Here is a 20,844-nt window from a genome sequence, read left to right as displayed (position 1 = left end):
GGTGCCTGCTCAATGCTTGACGAGTTGCGAGGCATGGATGGCGATGCGCACCGGCAGCTGCCGCACGATGCCGGCCATGTGCGCGCCGTTGCGACCCCATTGCAGGTCGTCCAGCGGCAGGTCCGTGGGCGGGCCGCCGGCGACACCCAGATGGCTGGCGCCGCCGGTCGGCGTGTCTTCGTCGAGCCCGAAGCGCGGCTCCGTCGGGTGCTCCTGGATGACGATGTAGTAGCCGTGGCCACCGTCGGCGCCGGTGGCCTGGTCGGCGCTGAAGTCGAAGCCGAAGAAGGACACATCCGGCTGCATCGTTCCATTGAAGGCTGGCGGCACTTCGATCGTGGCGTCCTCGCTCGGCGAACGCACGCCATTCGCATCGACCACGGCCGGGACGGCGAAGATGATGGCGTTCGGATAGCGCCGGAGCAATGCGCTGCGCATCAGCATCACGAACTGCTCGCGCGCCGGCGCGGTGCCGGGATCGGCCAGCGGGCGATCGGCCCAGAGGTGCAGAGGCCCGATATCGGGGCGCGGCTTCGGGGTGCCGCGCACATCCCAGAACTGGTCGAAGCAGGTACCGCGCTGGTCCGTCGGAAATCCGCGCCACAGCAACTCGCGAGCCATCTCCACATTGAGTCCGACCATGTAGGCCTCGACGAAGCGGCGGTTCGTCTTGAGGCCGATCACGCTGTCCGGCAACACGTCCTGCAGTCCGGGCAGGAGCAGTTCCTGCGACAGGTCCCTCAGCGGCTCGTACATCGGCTGGCTGTAGCTGGGAGCGGCCATGATGGTGTCGATGCCCGCCGCGGCGCTCGCGGGCGTGTCGACCGGCGGCACTGCGCCGGTACCGACCGCGACCACTGCACGCGCCAGCGCCACCAAGGTCTGGCGTGGCTCGGTCTGTGCCAGCACCGTCTTCTTGAACTCGCCCACGTCCAACGCGATCGGCGGACCGCGCAGGATCTTGAAGCGGCCGGGGTTGATGCGGCCCAGGTGCTCGCTCGCGGCGAGTCGGAAGGCATGCGCCGTCGGGCTGTCGGGCAGCACGATCATCACCGTGATGCTGGGCACGTTCAGCGGCGCACCTTCGGCCATGACCTGGAAGTTCGGACGGCCGACCAGCCCGTCGATGAGCGTCTGCGCGACGTCGCGGTACGGACGGATCGACACGTTGGTCACCCGGCTGCGCACGGCATCGATCGTGGCCTGGTCGGTCGCGGGCGGCGTGGAGAAGCTCAGGCCCAGATTGAGCTTCGCGACCCACATCTGGGTGGTGGAGCGCGTCAGCCCCTGTGCGGCGATGCGCCGCGTGAAGGGGCCGCGCTCTCGCCCGATGCGGCGCATCGCCGGGCTGGTGGCCGCGATGGGCAGCGCCTTGTCGGCCATGCGCGCAACCAGCGTGCGTGGCGAGGTCTCGCCCGTCGCGATCGTGCGTATGCGCGCGAAGGCCGGTGCGCCGACGCGAATCAGGGTCTCCGCGCCGAGGTTCGCGAAGTGCCGCGCATGCAGGCTCGTGCCGACGGCGAGGCTGAGTTGCATCTGCCGCATCCGCTGGTTGGCGCGCTGAAGGTCCGCCGCCTGCTCCCAGGCTGCCGCCATCAGCGCCTCCTGGTGCTCCTGGATCACGCGTGTGCCGAAGGCAGCGACCGTGCGCGAGCGCGGATCGAGATTGACCTGGTCCAGCCATTTGGGAACGCCTCGCGCCACGGTTGCACGCGCCGCATGCCAGCGGCCGTAGATGGGCGGCGCGAGGAGCGGATCGGCATCCGGGTCGGCCACTTCGCTCAGGCCCGGCGTGTTGATGATCGCGGCCAGTGCGGTCTGGAAAGGCGCCGCCGTTGCCTCTGCCCACGGCGCCGGCGTGTCGGGTGCCTCCATCGGCTGCAGCGCGCCTTCGAGGCCGAGCGCGGTGGGCTGCGGGAAGTCCGCCGGCAGTTCGAACCCGGGCCGGCCGATGTCGATCGGACGACGCCCCAGGCCTTCGGGCACGGGCTGCGGCTTGAGGCGGCGCACCAGCGATTCGAAATCACCGCCCGGACCGGTGCGGAATTCCCAGTGCAGGTAGACCGGCAGCAGGAAAGGCAACTTCTGCGTCGGCGTCCAGGCGGGCGCGAGCGCGTTGGCCGCAACGAGATCGGCGTCCGCGATCGGCAGGCCCAGCCCGGCCTTGCGCCCCAGCTCGAAGGTGGGCACGACGCAGGCGATGTACTCGGTGTCGGCCGCAAGAATTCGCGGGCACAGCAGGCGCGACAGCGACAGGGCCGGCGACCCGGCCAGCGCATGGCCGACCTGCCCCGCATCGCTCGCCGTCGCCTGCGCATGCGCCCAGGCCCAGCTGTCGACGAGATTCGGCAGTTCGGACGCGACACTCGCGGGTGCGGCGATCTGCAGCGTGGTGCATGGCGCATCGACCGTCGGGCCCAGCGACACCCCGTCCTGCTTGCGCACGACGACCAGGCAGAGCCAGGGGCGCAATTTGCCCGTCGTGTCGGCGCGGGCCGGCGTGAAGAGCCACGGGAAGTCGGCCCGGTCGAACTCGATGCCCGCGAAGTAGTTGGGCTCGAAATCGATGCTGCCCGGGTGCGGATCGCGCCGCACGACCTGGTTCGCATCGATGCCGACCACGTCGGCCGGGCCTCGCAGGCGCACCGTCACCGGCGGCGCTGCACTGCCGTTGACCGACAGCACGGCGGACACGTCGGCCACCGCGCTCTGCCCCGCCCCGAGTGAATCCGGCGTGGTGATGCTCGCGGCCGCGCCCTGACGCACCCAGGGCAGGAAGCTCAGGTTGGCGTGGGAGTCGTCGGAGGTCGGCATGGATCGTCCCCTTCAGGCCTGCGCGTCCTGCAACTCGTGCAGCGGCACCACCTGCCACCGCGCGCCGCCACGGTTGAGCGTGCCCAGCGCGGCCCGATACTCGCTCCAGGTCTGGAGCGTCGCGTCGACCGCTGCGGGTGCGCCGTCGGCCAGCGGAACGATGACCCATCGCGGCGCCTCGATCTGCACGGCTTGCACAGCCTGTGCCGGCGCCTCCTCGTCGACTTCATCGCCACGGCGGAAACGCGCCAGACCGACGGCGCGCACCGGCGCGCGCGCCGCCGCGCCGGTGCGGCTGTGAAAGCGCAACTGCGCGAAGCTCATGAGGAACGGCGGCGCGGGCGGCTTCGGCGGCGCCGCCATGTCGTCGATCACGATCGGCTCGTATTTCAGCGGCGCGCCGACGACCTGCGTCGCGTCGAAGCTCACCGCCTCGCTGCCGAAGACCAGCCCCGCATCCATCTCCTCGAAGGATGGGCCGGCGAGCTTCTCGTCGTCGCTCATGTTGAAGAACTGGGCCGGAGCGAACTGGTCCCGCACCGCGACCGCATCCGTGTCCTGCGGCTGCGAATTCAGCGACGCCTTGACGACGAAGCGCTTCGCCCCCGCCACTGGTGCGCCGCCGAAGGAATCGACGTCCCGCGAGGTGTTCAGGGGCACGACCTGCTGCTTCACGACCAGCCGTCCGAGAGGATCGAGCACGATGGCGCTTCCCCCGCCCGTCGCCGCGAGCTTGCGCAATGCCACGCCATGGCTCGCATGCGCCGGGCCGAGCGTGGTCCAGCTCTGCGGCGTGGTGAGCGCCTTCTTCAGTTCGGCCACCACATCTACCGCCGGTGGCAGCGGCGGCTTCTCGCCGTCGATCAGGGTCTTGTCGAAGCGCACCGAGAAGTCGCACCACAGGATCTCGAAGGATGCCTTGCCGCTCACGCGTAGCGGCCGTGGGCCTTCGAGTTCGCCTTCCAGCGACACCTTGAAGAGGTTGCTGGAACCGCGCTTGAGCTGGACCGATGCATGGAAGTCCGCCAGGAAGTGCAGCGGCACGAGTTGGATCAGCACGTCGTAGCCGATGTCCCCGTCCACGCTGAAGCCGTAGGCGGCCGCGTGCAATTGCGCCCGCGCGCCGAACTGCAAGGTGTTGGAAGTGATCGCGAAGTAGGCCTCGCAGGTGATGCGCGGGTTGTCGCCCGAGCACAGCGCGATGGCGATGCGATCGAGCTTGGGCAAGTTGGCCGGCGGCGCGAAGCGCGGGTTCAGGCCCCCGACCGCGAGCACGAAGCCGGCGCCCGGGCCCGAGGTCCATCGCGCCCGCAACGCCATCGCGCCGGTCAGCGCGAACTTGTGCACGAGGCGCGAATCGACGAGCACCGCATCGATGGATGCGGTGCCCTCGTCGAAGTCGAGCACGCCCATCGCATCGAGGTTCAGCCGCACGAGGTCGTTGTCGCGCGAAGGCAGCATCGAACTGATGCGGCCCAGCACCAGCAGGCGCGAGCGCGCCCCGAACTGCAGGATCAGCGCCAGGTCCAGCAGCACCAGCGTGGGCGTGGCCCAACCGATACGCGCCAGGATGCCGAGCAGGTAGCTGCCACGCAGGGCCGGGAAGGCGCTGGCCAGCGAACGGATGATGGCCGGCGCATTGGCCACCGGATCGCGCGGGAACAGCAGCGTGCCGAGCGTGTCGTTCTTCAGGCCGGCCCGCAGCACGTCCTGGTCGAAAGTGCGGTTGATAGCCACCATGCCGCCGATGCCCTGCAGCGTGAAGCCCATGCCCAGCGGGATCGGGCGAAAGTCCTCGGCAGTGATGAAGATGATCATCGAGAAGCCCGGCCGGCCGTCGGGCATCTGCGTGGCGATCAGCCCGAAGGCCTTGAGCGTGATGGTCTCGTGCAGCGAGAGCTGCATCACGCCTGCGTAGACCTTTTGCGCATCGTCGTGGAACAGGAAGCCGCCTCCGGTGAGCACGCCGCTCGCCTCCACCGACAGGCCGACGCCACTCGGCGGCTTGAAGCCGAGGTCGAGTTTCGCAACGCCGAGGTTGCCGCCATTGGCCGGGAAGCTCAGCAAGCCGGAAATGCCGATGCGATCCAGCACGGCTGTCAGGGGGCCGATGGATGCCGACACGCTGGCCGACACTTCCATCGCGACGTCGGCATCCTGAGGTCGAATCGCCAGCGTCAGGGCTGAGAGCGTCACGCCGCCGAAGGACAAGCCGACCGGCACCGAGGCTTCGAGCGCCGCACTGCCGCGCAAGGTCAGGCCCTTGTCGCTGGACCAGGCGAGGCCGAGATCGCCCTTCGCTTGAAGCCCTCCGGCGGGCAGGATCGCGCCGAGGAAGCCATCGCCATCGCCGGCCGAGATGACCAGCAGCGCCTTCGTCACGTCCGCCGAGACCGCCAGGGATGCGTGCGATTCCGACAGCGTGACGTCCAGGCCGAGCCTTGCACCGCCCACCTCGATGCGCGCACCGTCGGGCTTGCCGATCACGTAGGCCGGCAGCGCATCGATCGTCGCGAGCTTGGCGGAAGCGCTGCCCTTCGCCTCGATGGTTCCCGGGCTCGCGAGCAAGGTCACGCCGTGGCGGCCCCAGGCGACGACATCGATGCCCGCCGTGAGATTGGCCGCGATCTGCCAGGGACCGGCGACGCCTTGCACGGCGATGGTGCCGAAGGGGCTGATGACAAGGCCGAGATCGCCCTGCTCCGCCGCCGACAACGACAGCACGACGCCTGATTCGGCTGCCGCGCCGTAGAGCGGATCGTCGACGTACACGATCAGCGCGTGCGCCATCAGCGGACCGGCATCGCCGAGGGCGGCAGCGTCCTCAGGATCGAAGCCGTAGCGGCACGAGACGCCCAGCGCGCGCAACAGGCGCAGCAGGCGCGGGAAGAGCTTGTCGGCCATGGCCTGCGCATCGGCTGCCGTCTGCATCGCATTGCCGTACTCGGCGCGCAGCATGCCAAGCGGGTCCTTCAGCAGTGCGGGCAGGCGGTCGAGATGCCAGTCGTCGAGGCGGTAGGTGTCGCGGACGAGTCGGCCGCCCTGCACCAGCGGTGCATTGCCCCGGCGTTCTTCCGCAGGTTCGAGCAGGGTCAGCAGCGCCGCTGCCGGCCGTGCGGCGGGGATGCGGCTTTCGAGAAAGGCCATCACCAGCAGGTTGACCAGTTCCCGGCCCAGGCCATCGAGCGCAGCGAGCGGGCCTTGTTGCTCGAGCCGGCGCAGGGCTTCGAAGGCATTGGCGGCGGCGTCGAGCACGGCGGCGATACTCTCGAACGAAGGCTCCTCCTGCGCGCCCAGCGCTTCGATGCGGTCCTTGAGTTCCGCCACCGCGGTGAGCGCCTGGAGCAGCGCGTTGTTGCTCGCGTCCGGAGGCACGCCGAGTTCGGCGAACAGGCGCGGGAGCCAGGCCGGCTCCTCGACCACCATGACGATGGGCGCGAGCAGCCCACCGAGGCCGCGAGAGAGCGATTCGAAGAGAGATGCGCTCATGACGTCATGGCCCGAGGCACGAACTCTGGGAACTTGGGATCGTCGGGATCGAGGCTCACGACGTATTCGCTGAGCTGAAGTTCGGCGAGCAGGAGCTCGATGTTCTCGTCCGCGGCTTCGTCCTCGCCCTCGGGTTTGGCCCTCGCCTTCCGCCAGCGCACGATGTGGTGCAGCCGGCGCAGGCTCGCATTGGTCGGGTGCCAGTCGAAGGTGATCTCGCAGAAGTTGTTGGTGCCGATGACCTTGTTCACGTCGCCGCCAGCGTTGTACATGCGGTATTTCGTGGCCGCTAGGCGCAATGCCTCGGCGGCCATCTTGCGCTGGTCGGGCGAGCTTCCGTCGGGCAGCGTCGGGATCGGCGTGGTGTCCACGGGCACGGTGACTTCGGGCGGCGTCAGGTAGTCGAGCCGGTAGCTGTAGTCCGGCGGTGTCTGTGGATCGATCGCGGTGCCGAGAAAGAAGCCGTCCGGCTCGACCGCCAGCGTCGGCTGGTCGAGCTTCAGGGTGAAGAGCGGCACGAAGGGGCTGCCGGCCAGGCCGCGCTGGCCCACGACCTTCTCGGAGCCAACTCCGATGTTCCAGCCGACATAGCCTTGCGGCGTCGTCTTCGGGATCAGCAGCCACGCGATGGGATTGGGCGCATAGGCGTAGCCGTCGCGATGGAAGCCGAGCGTGTTCCCGGTCTCCTTGCGGAACGAGCTCGCCACCAGTTGCGCGATCACCGCCTTGACGGGCTGGGGCTGCGCGTCCTCCAGGCGTGTCGTCGCCTTGTAGAGCAACCGGGTCGCAAAGCTGAAATGCACGTCGCCGGAAATCATCGCTAGTGCCCCGGTCCGTTGGCCGTCGACCAGGGGCAACTTATTGGTCAGGCTCGCCATCAATCGGTCGAAATGGATCGACGGCAACTCCCACGCCTCGTAGACATCGGGATAGTGCTCGAAGAAGTTGGCCACTGCGTCGTGGCGGGCGGCCGAGCGAATCGGCTCCACCGCCGGCGCATTGGTCGTCATCACCACGATCACGATGCGGTCGCCGGCCGGCGGCGTGTTCACGATCTGCTGGGTCAGTTGTTCGACGGGCATCAGCACGCCGCCGCCCACGCTGCCGGTCGGGAAGGAGCGCCACGAGCGCGAGTCGGTGAAGATGATCTGGTGTCCCGGCCCCTCCACCGTGAAGTTGTAGATCAGCGAGTCCGCGTCGTGGAACACGGCATTGGCCGGCCGCGTCGCGAGCGTGGCCTCGTCGTGCACGGCCACCAGGGTGCGCAATGCGGGCGATTTCGCTTCGTAGTCGGCTGCGGTGGCGGTGCCGTCGAGCAGGTCGAGCAAGGCCCTTCCCGGGCCGCCACCCTCGAACACCTCCGGCACGTTGCCCCAGTGCTGGCACAGCGCATAGGCGACCAGCGCGTTCTGCGACACGCGCAGGCCGAGCGGATGGCCGTACAGCGACCTGCAGGTGTCGCGCGTCATGTTCCAGTCGTCGGTCACTTCATGGTCGTCGCAGATCATGTAGCTCGGGATGTTGGCCAGCATCCGGCGCACGTCCTGGAGGTCGTGGCGGAACAGCGTGAGCCGGGTGACCTCCTTGGCCACGCCGAAGTCCTGGCCTTTCTTCGCGCGCTGCCCGAGCCAGTGGCCCAGCGCGATCGGATCCCCGAGGACCCCTTCCGTGGCCTTGGCCACATCGTTGAAGCCCGGCATGTCGACGGGCCACAGCACGTCGGACCAGACCATCATGTACATGCACAGGTATTCGCCAAGTGACAGGAGCTGCCCGTCGAGGTCCTCCGAAGTAAAGCCGGCCGCCTCCAGCGGGTCGCGGCGCAGGTAGGGCAACAGTTTGTCCACGGTGGCCTTGCCGCCCTGGTCGTCGAACGGAATCTCCTCCTTCCAGCCAAGCAGCACATGCGCGGCGTCGGAGATGACCATGAGCATCGAAGCAGAGACGTCGTCCGCGTAGATCTGGTCACCCGTGAGCAGCAACTGGTGCGGCCGTGCCAGCGGGTTGGACGACGCCTGCGCGATCAGCTTGTCGCCAATCGAAAAGCAATCCCTGCCGTTGCCGTGCGGGATGCGGCACGAGCCGCACAGCAGGCGCAGGTCGTCGATCGACGCAGGCGGCAGACAGAAGCTGGGCAGGCCGAAGGGCACGTAGCAGAAGGCACCTGGCAAGAATTGCGTGCTGGTGGCCGCGGCCAGGTCCATGCCCTGGCCGTCGTCGAAGGCGAATTCAAGCTTGTAGCGGTAGACGATGCCCTCCACCAGGTCGCCCTGGCCAGCGTCCGGATGCGCGGTCACGCACACGAGGTGGAGTTGCGTGCCGACGGCGAAGGTGTGGCGATGGCCAAAGGCCAGGGACTTGTCGAGCGCGTCGAGCACCGTGAGCGAGACGTCGCCTCCGGTGCGCATCGCGAGCCAGACGCTGACGCTGCGCGGTGCGACCTTTCGCAGCACCGGCCCGGCGAGCACGCGCGGCAACGTGGAAAGGGTGTTGGCGAGCGACTGCCAGGCCATGGGGCGCCATCGTCGGCCTCCCGAAGGCGAAACTCAACTCCGCCGACGGCCTATACGCCGAACGAAGTAAGCGACCTGGGGCTCGTCATTTCGGGCACAGGGCCAGTGCCGCGAGCGTTTCCGAACACGCTCGCTGCCTCGGCTCTGCGACCTCGCTCGCCGGCTCGGAGACGGTGACCGTCTGCGCTTCGGGGATCGATGGCGCCGGGTCGTGAAGCGCCGCACTCATCGCGTCCGACGGCTGGACTTCGAGGCGCTCGACCGGCACAGCGCGCACAGTCCCGCGCTCGGTCTCCAACGCGCTCGCCGTCTCGCTGGCCTTCGTGCCGCCCTTCTGCCTCGGGGCACCCTCATCACTGCGGCGCCGCGAAACGGGCGCGGTTGCGGGCACGGGCACGGGCTGCTGGCTTGCCGCTGCGACCGCCGGCTGTGCCGGCGTTTCGACGATGGCGACCGCTTCCGGCTTGGAGGACTGCCGCAGGGAAGACACGGTCGAATCGAAGGTGGAAGAAACCGAAGAGGAAACCGAAGAAGAGACCGACGAGGCAAAGGACGACACCGAGTCCCCCGCCTTCGACCAGTCGATGAAAATCTGGCGCGGGCTCGAATACCAGTACGTGAACGCGCCCAGCAACAACAGCAGGAACACCAGCCACAGCCCCTTGCGGCTGCCCGAGCGCCGAGCGCGGCCCTCGCTCGCTCGGCTCAACGTTCTGGTCGGTACAGGCGGGGTGGAAAGGAGCTCGCGCGAATCCGCGAAGGCGGACTCTGTGGTGTTGGCCGCGAAGCGCACCCCCGAGAACTTGCCTTTACAACCGCAGCAGTATCTGGCACGGTCCTTGTTCGCCGTGTGACACGCTTCGCAGAACTTCATCCCATTGCTCCAACGTTGAGAAGGAGATTTTCAAATTGTGTACCCTTGTCCTTGGCCCTGATCCACGGACTTGTAAGACAAAGACTCAGGTCGTTGTCGTTTTCAGTCACAGGACAGTTGCCTTCCGCACACGGTGTTGCCCATGAGCGCCAAATCGGCCCGGCGCGAATACCTCCAGGCGCTTGCCGAGTTCGACCGTTCGTGCCGTGAATTCTCCAAGGGCATGAGCGCCGTTCTGGAACCGCCGGCCGCGCCCGCGGCCGAGCCGCAGGCGCTGCTCGCGGACCTCGGCCCTCGCAAGCCTGCGAAGCGCGCGCAGCGCAACGAGCCGCGCGAGCCCGCAAAGCGCGCATATTGAGCCGGTCGCCGCCGCGGGGCGCCTAGAGCCTGTAGCGCGTGAGCAATTTGTCGACCTTGGCCGCGAGGCAAGTCAGTCCGCCCGTGCCGCTTGCCGCGCGCCCGATGAACGCGCCGGCCGCGGCGCCGATCAACGCCTTGCCGATCAGCGTGCGGCTGCGCCCCGTCGCCATGAGCAGCAACAGGCCGACGCCCAGCACGATGAGATGCTCGCCGGGCAGGTCCGGCCGGATGGCGTCCGCTTCCTCGAGCGCTGCGAGCCAGGATTTGTCTTGCGTGTCCACGATGCCTCCAGTTCCCAAAGGAAACATTCTGGGACGAGAGGACACAGTCGCGTTGTAGGCAACCAACCCGCAAGCCTGACGCCCGCATCCCGGTAGGATGACCGAATGACCAGCCTCACTGAGTTTCTCGACCCCTCGACCCATGGTTTCGCGCGCGTCGCCGTCGCGGTGCCCCGCAACCGCGTCGCCGATCCGGTCTTCAACGCCAATGAAACCGTCGCGCTCTACCGCGAGGCCAGCGCGCAAGGTGCGTTGGTCGTCGCGTTTCCGGAACTGGGGTTGTCGGCCTACACCTGCGACGACCTGTTCCACCAGGCGGCGCTGCTCGATGCCTGCGAAGACGCGCTCGCCACCGTGGTCGCCGCTTCGAGGGAGCTCGGGGCGCTCGCGATCGTGGGGCTGCCGCTGCGCGTGGATCACCGCCTCTTCAACTGCGCCGCGGCCGTGAGCGGCGGCAGGGTCCTCGCCGTGTGGCCGAAGGCCTATCTGCCCAACTACGGCGAGTTCTACGAAGGCCGGCAGTTCAGCGCCGCCGACAGCGCCCTGTCGACCGAAATCGAGCTGTGCGGCCAGCGTGTGCCTTTCGGCACCGATGTGATCGTGGCGGCACGACAGCTGCCCTTGCTGAAGCTGCACGTCGAAATCTGCGAGGACGTGTGGGTACCGATCCCGCCGTCGAGCTACGCCGCGCTGGCGGGGGCCACGGTGCTGGTCAATCTCTCCGCCTCGAACATCACGATCGGCAAGTCCGAATACCGGCACCGGCTGGTCAGCCTGCACTCGGCGCGCTGTCTCGCGGCGTATCTCTATTCGTCGGCGGGCATCGGGGAATCGACCACCGACTTGGCCTGGGACGGCCAGGCCCTGATCTACGAGAGCGGCGAGATGCTGGCCGAGAGCGAGCGCTTCAGCAACCGGTCGCACGTGATCATGTCGGATGTCGATCTCGAGCGGCTCTCGCGCGAGCGCATGCGCCAGAACTCCTTCGGTGTTTCGGTGCAGCGGCACAAGCAGGCCCTGTCCGGCTGGCGCACGGTGGCCTTCGACTGCATGCCGCCGCGCCCGGCACCGTCACCTGCGCTGCTTCGGAATGTGGAGCGATTTCCCTATGTGCCGGCGGACGCACGCCATCGTGACGAACGTTGCATGGAGGTCTTCAACATCCAGGTCCAGTCGCTGGTGCAGCGGCTGGAGGCCGCGGGGATCAAAAAGCTGGTGATCGGTGTATCGGGCGGGCTCGACTCGACCCATGCGCTGCTCGTGTGCGCGCAGGCGATGGACCGCCTCGGCCTGCCCCGCGCCAACATCCTCGGATTCACGATGCCCGGATACGCCACCACCGACCGGACGAAGGACCAGGCCCATCAGCTCATGGAGGCCATCGGTTGCACCGCGCGCGAGATCGACATCCGGCCGAGCTGTCACCAGATGCTGGTCGATCTCGGACATCCCTTCGCCGAGGGGGTGCCGCAGTACGACATCACCTTCGAGAACGTGCAGGCCGGTGAGCGGACCAGCCACCTGTTCAGGCTCGCCAATTTCCACGGGGCGATCGTGGTGGGCACGGGCGACCTCAGCGAGTTGGCGCTCGGCTGGTGCACCTACGGCGTCGGCGACCACATGTCGCACTACAACGTGAATGCGAGCGTGCCCAAGACGCTCATCAAGCACCTGGTGCGCTGGGTTGCGCAGAACGGCCAGATCGGCCCGGCGGGCAGCACCGTGCTGGAGGCGATCCTGGACACCGAGGTGAGCCCGGAACTGGTGCCGAACGACGCCGGCGCAGCGGGCGATGCCGCTCAACAGCCGGGACAGCGGACGGAGGACTTCGTCGGGCCCTACGAGCTCCAGGACTTCCACCTCTACTACACGCTGCGCTATGGCTTCGCGCCGAGCAAGGTGGCGTTCCTGGCGTACACGGCATGGCACGACCGCGACAAGGGACGCTGGCCGGACGATCTGCAGGCCGAACGCAACGCCTACTCGCTCGCCCAGATCCGCAAGCACCTCGGGACCTTCCTGCATCGCTTCTTCAAGACCAGCCAGTTCAAGCGCTCCTGCGTGCCGAACGCGCCGAAGGTGGGCTCCGGCGGATCGCTCTCGCCACGCGGCGACTGGCGCGCGCCGAGCGATTCGGAAGCCGTGGTGTGGCTTGCCGACCTGGAAGGCATTCCGGATGAAGTGACCGGCGGCGATCGACCCCTGTCCCGGTGATTCAGCGCGGGTCCATGCAGAGCGCTTCGCCGAACGGGTTGAGGCGATCGCACCGGGTCATGCTGCCTACCGCGGGTCCGGCTGCGGCTTGAGACTGCGCACTCAAGCGCGGCAGTGGCATGCTGTCGAACCGCGGGACTTCCACAGGGCGGACTTCCGCAACGGAGATGGCGTTCGGCGCCGGGCGGCCTGGCGCGGGTTTTCGTGTCGCTTGGCGCGCGACCTTGCTCTTCGGGGGCGGCGAAGAAGCGACTTCATTGTGTTGTTGTGCAGCCGCCGTCGGTGAAGCTTCGACCGGGGGCGGGTCCTGCGGAAGGGCAATGCTTGCGACTCGCGCCTCGGCCGGGGCAGGGATCGGCAGCAGCGTCTCAGCCGGCAATCCGGTCCTCGCTTCCTGCTTGCGAAGCGGTTCGGTCTCGGGCGCCGGGTCGGCCCGTTTCGCGACCGGTGGCAGCGCCGGCATTGCCGACTCGTGCCGGGACTCGACCGGCTCGGCGGCCTGGGCAGATGCCATGGGGGCAGAAGGGTGGGTGCGATCCGGGGCGCGGTTCCAGTACCAGGCCACGAACGCAGCGCTCAAGGCCACGATGACGACCATCGACAGCATGACAGGTGCATTGGGGGCCGGCAGGGCTCGATCCGGTTGCTCCCGGACGACGGTGCTGCGCCGCACGGCCAGGATGTCGTCCGCCGGCATCGTCGCCCGCAGCGACGGGCGCTCGCTCTTCCAGTCAGGCACCGTCGACCTGAACGTGGTGGCCGCGGTGCGGATGCCCGAGAACCGGCCCGCACAACCGCGGCAGTACCTTGCGCGGTCTACGTTGGGTGTGTGGCAGGACTCGCAGAACTTGGTCATGTCGGTTGCGGCGAGCCTAACGGACTATCAGACCGGCATCAATGCGGAAACCACGGCCCATGCCGCAACGGCCGAAAGCGTGTGCCTGCTTGTGGCGCGGGGATCAGGCACCCGCCAAGCCGCCTCCCAATCCAGCTAGGGAGCGAGGACAGCCGCCGGCATCGAGGAACCACTCTTGACGGGTGGGTGCCGAAGCGACCTCTACCAGCGCCGGCAGACTGTCTGGTCCGAAGGTTACGCCTCCTCTATGAAGCCAGTGTTACGTGGGGTTGCCGATCTCGACGTCTTGCGCTTGTCCGCGGAGGGCCGGCGCTCTATAAGTTCTGGTTGCGGACCGCAAGGAGAGCGCCATGTCAGTCGATCTGAGCCACTTCAAGCCTCTGGATCCGGGCCGCGTCAACGCCCAGGACCCCGTCGAGTTCCAGTACTGGTGCGCGCACTTCCATTGCAGCGAAGCGGCATTGCGCGACGCGCTCGCGAAGGTCGGATCCCATGTGACTGCCCTGCGTGAGCAGTTGGCCTCGCGCGAGCAGTCGCAGCCTCCGGCCGGCCGATAGAAGCTCTCTTCGCTTTCTTGCCACGCGCCCGGCCGCGTGCGCAATGTCTTAAGACAACCACTTCGAAATCCTCGGCGGCGCCCTACGCGCCGTTCATGTTGCGGCCGACGCGCTCCGCCCGTCGGGCACCCTACCTTTGCCGAAACCCCAATATGGCCCACACCACCGAACGCTCCTCATGCTTGGCATCGTCATTCCGGCACACAACGAGCAGGACACGATCGCCTCATGCGTGGAGGCCGCGCGCCGCGCCGGCACGCATCCGGCGCTCGTCGGCGAAGCGGTCGAGACCATCGTCGTCCTCGACGGCTGCACGGACGCCACGGGCCTCATCGCCGCCCGCTCGGGCGCCATCACCATCAGCGTGCGAGCCCGCAACGTCGGCGTCGCCCGCGCCGTCGGCGCCGAGGTCCTGCTCGCGCGCAGTGCGCGATGGCTGGCGTTCACCGATGCCGATACGCTGGTTTCGCAGTGCTGGCTGGCGGATCAGCTGTCGCTGGACGCGGACGCCGTCTGCGGCACGGTCGGCGTGGAAGACTGGTCGCCCCACGGAATCCATGCCGATCTCCTGCGCCGGCACTTCCTGGAGACCTACCAGGACAACGATGGACACCGCCACGTGCACGGCGCCAACCTGGGCGTTTCGGCGCTCGCCTACCGCCGCGCGGGCGGCTTCCGACACCTCGGTTGCGACGAGGACGTCGACTTCGTGCGGGCGCTCGAAGTCTCCGGCGCGAAGATCGCATGGAGCGCAAAGCCCCGCGTGATAACGAGCGCCCGGCGCGAAGCGAGGGCGCGCGGCGGCTTCGCGGACGCCCTCCTCAATGCTGTGGTGCAGCACCTGAATCCGGGAGCGCTGCCCGCCTTGGCGAGCCCATAATGGCGCATGGGCTTGGTTCGCACACTGGACACGCTTTCATCCATCCTGGACACCGAAGGTCCGTCCAGCGGCCTCGCCTTCCTCAATGAAGGCGTCGCCCACCGCTACAGCGCCGTGTATCGGCTCGCGGGACTCACGCTGAAGAACGTGCTGCTGCACGACAAGACGGGACGGCTGCGGCCGGAGTACCTGGCGGCGATTCCTTTCGACAGCAGCTACTGCCAGTTCGTGGTCCGCGATGGGCAGTTCCGCACGGACAATTCCGCGGCCGATGCGAGGCTGCAGGGCTACTCTTACCCGAGCATCGTCCTCTCGTACCACAGCGTCCCGATCCTGGATGCCGCCGGCGCCATCTGGGGCACGCTCAGCCATTTCGACGCGGCGTCCCTGCCGCTGCCCGACGAGGAATTCGAACTGCTGAAGGGTGCGGCCCCATTGCTGGCCCGACTCCTCGTCGAGCCCTGACTCCCGCCTGATGCACCGCAGCAAGAGCGGCGCAACCCCTGCCCTTCCTACACGTGTGGGCGCCTTGCGCTGACGAGGGTCCCTCGCCGTTTCGCCTACCGTCCAGGGGCTTTCTGACCCGGCCCATCGACCACACCGCACGTCCGCATGCTCGCTCCCGTCATCGACGACGTCCTGGCTCGACTCGAGCAGCAGCACGGAACGGGCCTCGCACTCGCACATCTGATCGAGGCCGGCCTCGACCGTCTCCCACAGCCGGGATCCGGGCGAACGCTGGAGCGATGGCAGATGCTGGCGGAGGTGGCGGCACTCGACCTTTCGCTGGTCAAGCTGTTCGAGGGCCATACGGATGCGCTCGCGATCCTCGAGGAGCTTGGTGCGCCTGCCGCACTTCCGGGCACGCGCTGGGGCACCTGGTGCGCGGAACCACCCGACGCGCGATTGGCCATGCACGCGCTGGACGCCGATCGCCCGACCTCCTGCGTCCGCCTGAACGGCACCAAGGCATGGTGCTCGGGCGCCGCGACGGTGACTCATGCCGTCGTGAGTTGCTGGAATGCCGGTGGCGAACCTTGTCTGGCCGCCGTGACCATCGAGCCTCCCCGCGTCACGGTGACCGGCAACGGCTGGCACGCGGTCGGCATGGCGGCGAGCGGCAGCGTGGATGTGCGATTCGAGCATGCCGATGCCTTGCAGATCGGCCGGCCCGGCGACTACGTCGACAGGCCCGGCTTCTGGCAAGGGGGCGCCGGCATCGCGGCCTGCTGGTTCGGCGGGGCGCTCGGCATCGCGCGCACGACACGACGATCGAGCGGCAACGCACCCGATGCCCATCGGCTGGCCCACCTGGGCGCCATCGACGTGGCGCTGACCGCGGCAGCCGCGATGCTGCGCGAAACCGCCGCGTGGATCGACGCCCATCCGAAGGACGACGCCCGATGTGCTGCCATGCGGGCGCGGCTTGCCGTCGAGCATGCGGCCAATGAGGTCATGCACCACGCCGGGCGCGCGGTCGGCGCGGGCCCGCTGTGCCGCAACCCGCGATTCGCGCGCGCCATGGCCGACCTGCCGGTGTACCTGCGGCAGAGCCACGCCGAGCGCGACCTCGCGGCACTCGGCCAACAGGTCGTGGATGGAGGAGCCCCGCCATGGAAGCTGTGACCGATCGCCCGATCCGCGGGCAAGGAACGTCGGAGTCGGACTGGAACGCCTGGCCCGGCCTGCAGCATTTGCAGGCGGCAACGCCCGCCCAACTGGTCCCCGAGGGCGGCCGCGTCGTGGTGGTGGCGCCGCATCCGGACGACGAAGTGCTCTCGGTGGGCGGCCTGCTCGCGCTCCTTGCCCGAACCGGGACGCGGGTCTGCGTGATCGCCGTGACAGACGGCACGGCCAGTCATCCCGGATCCGCCGAATGGCCGGCCGATCGCCTGACACGGGAGCGCCCACGGGAGAGCCGCGATGCCTTGCATCGCCTGGGCGTCGACATCGAGCCGGTGCGCCTGGGCATGCCGGACGGCGGCCTGCAGGATCTGCGCTGGCTGCTGGCCGAACGCCTGCTGCCGCTGCTGGAACGTTCCGACGTAGTCTTCACCACCTGGCGACAGGATGGCCACCCCGACCACGAGGCCACCGGCCACGCCTGCGCGTTTGCAGCGGCGCGCGTGGGGGCACGGCTGGTGGAAGTACCGGTGTGGGCATGGCACTGGGCTGCGCCGGGTGACGAGCGCATCCCCTGGCATCGCGCATCGCGGCTGGAACTCGACACCGACGCCGTGAGCCGCAAGCGCCAGGCGGTGCAGTGCTTCACGAGCCAGTTGCAGCCCGACGCGTCTACGGGCGCCGGGCCGATCCTCCGGTCCACCACCGTGGAGCGCGCGGCAAGGCCTTTCGAAGTGATGTTCACCTGAGCCACCGGAGCCGCGAGATGCACGACGCCTACTTCGCCGATCTCTATGGCGCCAGCGACGATCCCTACCAGTTGCGGACGCGCTGGTACGAGGAGCGCAAGCGAACCCTGCTGCTTGCCGCGCTGCCCCGGCGGCACTATCTGAATGCCTACGAGCCTGGCTGCGGCGTCGGTGAGCTCACCATGGCGCTGTCGAAACGCTGCGACTGGGTGCTCGCCGCCGATTTCTCGGAGCGCGCAGTGGAGATCGCCAGCGCGCGCACCCGTGGACTGCGCAACGTCCGCATCGAGCAGCACAGCCTGCCCGACGAGTGGCCGCATGACGCCGGCCCCTTCGACCTGATCGTGCTGAGCGAGGTGGGCTATTTTCTCGATGCCTCCGCCATGCGCGAGCTCGCAGGATGCTGTCGACATTCACTCGCGTCCGAAGGCACGCTCGTGGCTTGCGACTGGCGACCGGATTTCAAGGAGCGCGCGCTGGCCACCGATGCGGTGCATTCGCAGTTGGCATCGCTCGGCCTGCCGCGGATCGTCCACCACGAGGAGGACGACTTCCGGCTCCAGGTATGGTCGGGCGACGGTCGCTCGGTGGCGCAGCGCGAAGGCATTCGATGAAAGGTGCGACACAGATGCGAGGTGAGGCCACGGCACGTTTCCTGCCATTTCTCGCGGACGGCGGTCGTCTCGGCGAGTTGATCGCACGGCAAGACTGGCGCACGACCGGCGTCGGCCCGATCGAGGACTGGCCGCCATACATGAAGGCGGCGACCTCGCTCATGCTGCGGTCCGTGGTGCCGATCGTGATGCTCTGGGGGGAAGCGGGCGTGATGATCTACAACGACGCCTACGCGATCTTCGCCGGCGAGCGGCATCCCCGGCTGCTGGGGTCCAACGTCCGTGAAGGATGGGCCGAGGTCGCCGACTTCAACGACAACGTGATGAAGGTCGGACTGGCGGGCGGCACGCTGAGCTACCAGGACCAGGAGCTCACGCTCAATCGGAACGGCCGCCCCGAGCCCGCGTGGATGAACCTCGACTATTCGCCGCTGCTGGACGATGCGGGCGTACCGGCCGGGGTGATGGCCGTGGTCGTCGAGACCACGGCCAAGGTCCTGGCCGAAGCCCGGCTGCGGGCATTGAATGCCGACCTGGAGCGCCAGGTGGTCGAGCGGTCGCATGAACGCAGCCTGTTCTGGCAACTCACGTCCGATCTGCTCGGCGTGCTGAACGGAGACGGCCTGTTCGAGCGAACCAATCCTGCCTGGCAGGCGGTGCTGGGCTGGTCCGAAGAGGAGATTCGCACCATCCCCATCTTCGACCTGCTTCACCCCGCCGACCTCGACAAGACACGCGACGGCTTCAATCGGCTCACCGAAGGCATCCCGGCGCTCAACTTCATCAACCGCTACCGTTGCAAGGATGGCACCTACCGGTGGCTGTCGTGGACCGGCGTGCCCGAGGACGGCAAGTTCTACTGCAGCGGCCGGGACATCAGCGCGGAGAAGGAAGCGCAGATCGAACTGACGGTCGCCCAGGAGGCGCTGCGCCAGTCCCAGAAGATGGAAGCCGTCGGGCAGCTCACCGGCGGCATCGCGCACGATTTCAACAACCTGCTCGGCGCGATCAGCGCCAGCCTGCAGGTGCTCGAGGCGCGGCTCGCCAAGGGCAAGGCGGACAACGCCGAGCGCTACATCGCCATGGCGCAGGAATCCGTGCGTCGCGCGGCCGCCCTCACCCAGCGGCTGCTGGCCTTCTCGCGCCGGCAGACGCTCGACCCGAAGCCGACGGACGTGAACCGGCTGGTCGGCAGCATGGAGGAGATGATTCGTCGCAGCGTCGGGCCTGCCGTGGAGGTCGAGGTGATCGGTGCCGGCGGACTGTGGTGGACGCGCATCGATTCGTCTCAGCTGGAGAACTCCCTGCTGAACCTGTGCATCAACGCGCGCGATGCGATGCCCGACGGTGGGCGGCTCACCATCGAGACGGCCAACAAGTGGCTCGACGAACGGGCCGCGGCAGATCGCGAACTGCCGCCGGGCCAGTATGTCTCGCTGTGCGTGACCGACACCGGCGCAGGCATGTCTGCCGAAGTCAAGGCGCGCTGCTTCGATCCCTTCTTCACCACCAAGCCGATCGGCCAAGGGACCGGACTGGGCCTCTCGATGGTGTATGGCTTCGTGCGCCAGTCCGGCGGGCAGGTGCGCATCTACTCGGAACTGGGCACGGGCACCACGATGTGCCTGTACCTGCCCCGCCATCTCGGCGCACCGGACGAGGACGAGCCCCGCTACGCGCAGGAGACTTTCGAGCTCGGGGACGGCGAAACGGTGCTGGTGATCGAGGACGAGGCGAACATAAGGCTGCTGATCGCCGAGGTCCTCGAACAGGCCGGCTACCGCGTCATCCAGGCGGACGAAGGCGCGCGGGCGTTGCGACTCCTGCAGTCACAGTCCCGGATCGATCTCCTGATCACGGACGTGGGCCTGCCGGGCGGGATGAACGGCCGGCAAGTGGCCGACGCTGCGCGGGTCACGCGGCCGGACCTGAGGGTGCTCTTCATCACCGGCTATGCGGAGAACGCGGCCGTGGGCAATGGGCATCTCGAACGAGGAATGGCGGTCATGACCAAGCCTTTCGAGATCGCCGCGCTGGCCAACAAGGTTCGCGAAATGGTCGGCCACTAGCCCGAGCCTAGCCGAGCAGCGCATGCGCCGCCGCAAGGGCGATTGCCACCGCCACGCCGAAGATGCCAAATGCCGCCGGCGTGCGCGAGACCCGGTGAAAGACCAGGGACCCCACGCATCCCGCGAAGAGGAACGGCAACGGAATGATGACGGGCAGCGCCAGCAGCACGGCATCCTCGAAGGCGCAATCCATGGACGCGACATCCGGGGTGGTCCAGCGAATGCCCACCAGCGGAAGCGCCGCGATCGCCATGCACATGAAGAAGCTCCAGAAGAGCCAGTCCCGGTGCGCAGGGCTTGCGACGGCCGTGCCGGGCCGGTCCGGCATCGGCGCCGTTTCCTGCCAGTCTTCCTCGTCGAGGTCATCCGCCACGTCCGCCACCTCGCCGGTACCGCGGGACCGCCGGCCGATAGCGGCGATGGCGCCAATGGCCGCCAACATCCACATCCGGACCCAGACCGACGAGCGCCGTTTCGCTTCGGAGCGCTTGAGCGCCTGGGAACTGCAAGAGGTGGAGGTGAGCGAGTTCATGCGCCGCAATGTAGACAGCGCACCGCTACTTTTCCGCGTCGGAGTTCACCAGTATCACGTGGCGCTACCGGGCGTCGCCGGCAGAGCGCCGGGCTTGCCGCCGCAGCCGTCAGCGGTGCCTGAACACCGGTTTGCGCTTGGCGAGAAAGGCATGCATGCCCTCATGCGCGTCCTCGCTCGCGAAGCGCGCATGGCTCTTGCATGGCGGAGTCCGGGTCAGTCGACGACGATCTTCTGTTCCTTGTGACGCACACGCTGCACTACCTGCTCAAGATCCTGGAGAACATGCAGCGGGTGGACAACGTCCAGGGCGGGGGCGTGGAACCCGAAGAGTGACCGCCCCTTGCGATTTACCAAGACTTGTCTTAGCATCCAATTACTACGACATGTCTTACCAAATTGCGTGACCCAAGCCACCA

The 20,844-nt window shown here is 68.0% G+C and carries 19 protein-coding genes; 12 read left to right on the top strand and 7 right to left on the bottom strand.

The features are described from left to right. Window positions 1–9: 9 nt before the first annotated feature. The 4 genes from AC1D3B_RS07330 to AC1D3B_RS07315 all read right to left on the bottom strand — a co-directional run bounded on the left by AC1D3B_RS07330 (window position 10) and on the right by AC1D3B_RS07315 (window position 9,306). Window positions 10–2,814, bottom strand: coding sequence for a hypothetical protein (locus tag AC1D3B_RS07330; protein WP_478189987.1), 2,805 nt, complete (start codon window positions 2,812–2,814; stop codon window positions 10–12). Window positions 2,815–2,826: 12 nt separating this feature from the next. Then, entirely contained in the window at window positions 2,827–6,303 is a 3,477-nt protein-coding gene (locus tag AC1D3B_RS07325; RefSeq protein ID WP_478189986.1) for a DUF6603 domain-containing protein, read from the bottom strand. After that, entirely contained in the window at window positions 6,300–8,816 is a 2,517-nt protein-coding gene (locus tag AC1D3B_RS07320; RefSeq protein ID WP_478189985.1) for a hypothetical protein, read from the bottom strand. Before AC1D3B_RS07320 ends, AC1D3B_RS07325 begins: the two co-directional genes overlap by 4 nt. Before the next feature lie 85 nt (window positions 8,817–8,901). Continuing rightward, window positions 8,902–9,306 (bottom strand): hypothetical protein, encoded by a 405-nt coding sequence (locus AC1D3B_RS07315; RefSeq protein WP_478189984.1) that lies wholly within the window; start codon window positions 9,304–9,306, stop codon window positions 8,902–8,904. Between the two features lie 13 nt (window positions 9,307–9,319). Between AC1D3B_RS07315 and AC1D3B_RS07310 the strand changes: the two genes are divergently transcribed. Further along, window positions 9,320–9,670 (top strand): hypothetical protein, encoded by a 351-nt coding sequence (locus AC1D3B_RS07310; protein ID WP_478189983.1) that lies wholly within the window; start codon window positions 9,320–9,322, stop codon window positions 9,668–9,670. 162 nt (window positions 9,671–9,832) lie between these two features. Beyond that, a complete protein-coding gene (locus tag AC1D3B_RS07305; RefSeq protein WP_478189982.1) occupies window positions 9,833–10,048 on the top strand; it encodes a hypothetical protein in 216 nt (71 codons plus the stop codon). Window positions 10,049–10,070: 22 nt separating this feature from the next. Here the strand turns inward: AC1D3B_RS07305 and AC1D3B_RS07300 are convergent, their stop codons facing one another. After that, on the bottom strand, window positions 10,071–10,331 hold the full coding sequence (locus AC1D3B_RS07300; RefSeq protein WP_478189981.1) for a hypothetical protein: 261 nt from the start codon (window positions 10,329–10,331) through the stop codon (window positions 10,071–10,073). A 105-nt stretch (window positions 10,332–10,436) separates the two neighbouring features. On the opposite strand from AC1D3B_RS07300, the gene AC1D3B_RS07295 reads away from it, so the two are divergent. Further along, on the top strand, window positions 10,437–12,545 hold the full coding sequence (locus tag AC1D3B_RS07295; protein WP_478189980.1) for an NAD(+) synthase: 2,109 nt from the start codon (window positions 10,437–10,439) through the stop codon (window positions 12,543–12,545). A gap of 1 nt (window position 12,546) precedes the next feature. Here AC1D3B_RS07295 and AC1D3B_RS07290 read toward each other — a convergent pair whose 3' ends face one another. Then, on the bottom strand, window positions 12,547–13,152 hold the full coding sequence (locus AC1D3B_RS07290) for a hypothetical protein (protein ID WP_478189979.1): 606 nt from the start codon (window positions 13,150–13,152) through the stop codon (window positions 12,547–12,549). Between AC1D3B_RS07290 and AC1D3B_RS07285 the strand changes: the two genes are divergently transcribed. From AC1D3B_RS07285 to AC1D3B_RS07250, 8 genes are all read left to right on the top strand, one after another. Continuing rightward, window positions 13,133–13,540, top strand: a complete 408-nt coding sequence (locus AC1D3B_RS07285; RefSeq protein WP_478189978.1) for a hypothetical protein — start codon at window positions 13,133–13,135, stop codon at window positions 13,538–13,540. The two genes, AC1D3B_RS07290 and AC1D3B_RS07285, sit on opposite strands and share 20 nt — an antisense overlap. Before the next feature lie 211 nt (window positions 13,541–13,751). Beyond that, complete coding sequence (locus AC1D3B_RS07280; RefSeq protein ID WP_478189977.1) at window positions 13,752–13,958, top strand: DUF3606 domain-containing protein; 207 nt, start codon at window positions 13,752–13,754, stop codon at window positions 13,956–13,958. A gap of 178 nt (window positions 13,959–14,136) precedes the next feature. After that, on the top strand, window positions 14,137–14,838 hold the full coding sequence (locus tag AC1D3B_RS07275) for a glycosyltransferase family 2 protein (RefSeq protein ID WP_478189976.1): 702 nt from the start codon (window positions 14,137–14,139) through the stop codon (window positions 14,836–14,838). Window positions 14,839–14,850: 12 nt separating this feature from the next. Next, window positions 14,851–15,303 (top strand): guanylate cyclase, encoded by a 453-nt coding sequence (locus tag AC1D3B_RS07270; RefSeq protein ID WP_478189975.1) that lies wholly within the window; start codon window positions 14,851–14,853, stop codon window positions 15,301–15,303. 147 nt (window positions 15,304–15,450) lie between these two features. Then, a complete protein-coding gene (locus AC1D3B_RS07265) occupies window positions 15,451–16,464 on the top strand; it encodes an acyl-CoA dehydrogenase family protein (protein ID WP_478189974.1) in 1,014 nt (337 codons plus the stop codon). After that, window positions 16,452–17,210, top strand: coding sequence for a PIG-L deacetylase family protein (locus AC1D3B_RS07260; RefSeq protein ID WP_478189973.1), 759 nt, complete (start codon window positions 16,452–16,454; stop codon window positions 17,208–17,210). Before AC1D3B_RS07265 ends, AC1D3B_RS07260 begins: the two co-directional genes overlap by 13 nt. 17 nt (window positions 17,211–17,227) lie before the next feature. Beyond that, entirely contained in the window at window positions 17,228–17,824 is a 597-nt protein-coding gene (locus AC1D3B_RS07255; RefSeq protein ID WP_478189972.1) for a methyltransferase domain-containing protein, read from the top strand. After that, entirely contained in the window at window positions 17,821–19,893 is a 2,073-nt protein-coding gene (locus tag AC1D3B_RS07250) for a hybrid sensor histidine kinase/response regulator (protein WP_478189971.1), read from the top strand. The genes AC1D3B_RS07255 and AC1D3B_RS07250 overlap by 4 nt, the downstream gene beginning before the upstream one ends. Window positions 19,894–19,900: 7 nt before the next feature. Here the strand turns inward: AC1D3B_RS07250 and AC1D3B_RS07245 are convergent, their stop codons facing one another. Beyond that, a complete protein-coding gene (locus AC1D3B_RS07245) occupies window positions 19,901–20,335 on the bottom strand; it encodes a hypothetical protein (RefSeq protein ID WP_478189970.1) in 435 nt (144 codons plus the stop codon). On the opposite strand from AC1D3B_RS07245, the gene AC1D3B_RS07240 reads away from it, so the two are divergent. Beyond that, the gene (locus tag AC1D3B_RS07240) at window positions 20,322–20,672 is read left to right on the top strand and encodes a hypothetical protein (RefSeq protein WP_478189969.1); all 351 of its coding nucleotides are present in this window, start codon (window positions 20,322–20,324) and stop codon (window positions 20,670–20,672) included. The two genes, AC1D3B_RS07245 and AC1D3B_RS07240, sit on opposite strands and share 14 nt — an antisense overlap. Window positions 20,673–20,844: the final 172 nt, after the last annotated feature.

Source organism: Variovorax sp. P5_A3, assembly GCF_056400665.1.
Note: the sequence above shows the minus strand (reverse complement) of the source record. Positions and strands in the feature narration are given on the sequence as shown.

Coding starts and splice junctions, on each gene's coding strand:
- AC1D3B_RS07280 (WP_478189977.1), top strand. CDS start 13,752: ATGTCAGTCGATCTGAGCCACTTCAAGCCTCTGGATCCGGGCCGCGTC.
- AC1D3B_RS07255 (WP_478189972.1), top strand. CDS start 17,228: ATGCACGACGCCTACTTCGCCGATCTCTATGGCGCCAGCGACGATCCC.
- AC1D3B_RS07320 (WP_478189985.1), bottom strand. CDS start 8,816: ATGGCCTGGCAGTCGCTCGCCAACACCCTTTCCACGTTGCCGCGCGTG.
- AC1D3B_RS07330 (WP_478189987.1), bottom strand. CDS start 2,814: ATGCCGACCTCCGACGACTCCCACGCCAACCTGAGCTTCCTGCCCTGG.
- AC1D3B_RS07275 (WP_478189976.1), top strand. CDS start 14,137: ATGCTTGGCATCGTCATTCCGGCACACAACGAGCAGGACACGATCGCC.
- AC1D3B_RS07245 (WP_478189970.1), bottom strand. CDS start 20,335: ATGTTGGCGGCCATTGGCGCCATCGCCGCTATCGGCCGGCGGTCCCGC.
- AC1D3B_RS07260 (WP_478189973.1), top strand. CDS start 16,452: ATGGAAGCTGTGACCGATCGCCCGATCCGCGGGCAAGGAACGTCGGAG.
- AC1D3B_RS07250 (WP_478189971.1), top strand. CDS start 17,821: ATGAAAGGTGCGACACAGATGCGAGGTGAGGCCACGGCACGTTTCCTG.
- AC1D3B_RS07305 (WP_478189982.1), top strand. CDS start 9,833: ATGAGCGCCAAATCGGCCCGGCGCGAATACCTCCAGGCGCTTGCCGAG.
- AC1D3B_RS07325 (WP_478189986.1), bottom strand. CDS start 6,303: ATGAGCGCATCTCTCTTCGAATCGCTCTCTCGCGGCCTCGGTGGGCTG.
- AC1D3B_RS07285 (WP_478189978.1), top strand. CDS start 13,133: ATGACGACCATCGACAGCATGACAGGTGCATTGGGGGCCGGCAGGGCT.
- AC1D3B_RS07265 (WP_478189974.1), top strand. CDS start 15,451: ATGCTCGCTCCCGTCATCGACGACGTCCTGGCTCGACTCGAGCAGCAG.
- AC1D3B_RS07295 (WP_478189980.1), top strand. CDS start 10,437: ATGACCAGCCTCACTGAGTTTCTCGACCCCTCGACCCATGGTTTCGCG.
- AC1D3B_RS07290 (WP_478189979.1), bottom strand. CDS start 13,152: ATGCTGTCGATGGTCGTCATCGTGGCCTTGAGCGCTGCGTTCGTGGCC.
- AC1D3B_RS07240 (WP_478189969.1), top strand. CDS start 20,322: ATGGCCGCCAACATCCACATCCGGACCCAGACCGACGAGCGCCGTTTC.